The following is an 802-nucleotide window of genomic DNA, read 5'->3' on the forward strand; positions in this document are numbered from 1 at the left end:
CTCCGGCACCGCCGCTCGACGGCCAGTACACCATCGTCGGCAATGTCGTCAGCGGCATGGAACTGGTGGATCACATCAAGAAGGGCGACCAGGCGGATAACGGCACGGTCTCCGACCCCGACCGGATGATCAAGGTGCGCATCGCCGCAGACAAGTAAAATTGTCAAATAACTCTGTTTTCTCAAAAGGATATCTGACATGGCCGAAATCAAGGACCGCGAGAACGCGCTCATCATGGAAACGACCAAGGGCACGGTCGTCATCGAACTTTTCCCCGACCTGGCGCCGGGCCACGTCTCCCGCATCAAGGAACTGGCTAGGGAAGGCGCCTATGACGGCGTGGTCTTCCACCGCGTCATCGAAGGCTTCATGGCCCAGACCGGCGACGTCAAGTTCGGCAATTCGAGCAAGCCTTCCTTCGCGCCGTCCCGCGCGGGCATGGGCGGCTCTGAGAAGCCGGACCTGAAGGCCGAATTTTCCAACGCCAACCATGGCCGCGGCACCTGCTCGATGGCCCGTTCGCAGAACCCGAACTCGGCCAATTCGCAGTTCTTCATCTGCTTCGACGATGCCGCCTTCCTCAACCGCCAGTACACGGTCTGGGGCCAGGTCATCGAAGGCATGGACAATGTCGACAAGATCAAGCGCGGCGAGCCGGTGCAGGATCCCGACAAGATCGTGTCGCTGAAGGTCGCGGCCGACGTCAAGTAAGGGCAAACGACAATGATGGGCGTCGTCTGGTCGCTTCTCGGCATCCTATCCGGCGCCTTCATTGCCATTCAGGCGCCGATCAATTCGCAGC

General features: G+C 60.2%; 2 protein-coding genes and 1 pseudogene. All 3 read left to right on the forward strand.

What is annotated here, in order from left to right:
• A partial coding sequence (locus EN994_RS33645; protein WP_206530571.1) for a peptidylprolyl isomerase occupies positions 1 to 158 on the forward strand: 158 nt, incomplete at its 5' end.
• Positions 159 to 198: 40 nt separating this feature from the next.
• Positions 199 to 711, forward strand: coding sequence for a peptidylprolyl isomerase (locus EN994_RS33650; RefSeq protein ID WP_013531825.1), 513 nt, complete (start codon positions 199 to 201; stop codon positions 709 to 711).
• A 12-nt stretch (positions 712 to 723) separates the two neighbouring features.
• A pseudogene (locus EN994_RS36585) lies at positions 724 to 802 on the forward strand (EamA-like transporter family protein); the annotation flags it as partial.

The organism is Mesorhizobium sp. M7A.F.Ca.CA.002.09.1.1 (genome assembly GCF_003998555.1).
GTDB lineage: Bacteria > Pseudomonadota > Alphaproteobacteria > Rhizobiales > Rhizobiaceae > Mesorhizobium > Mesorhizobium ciceri.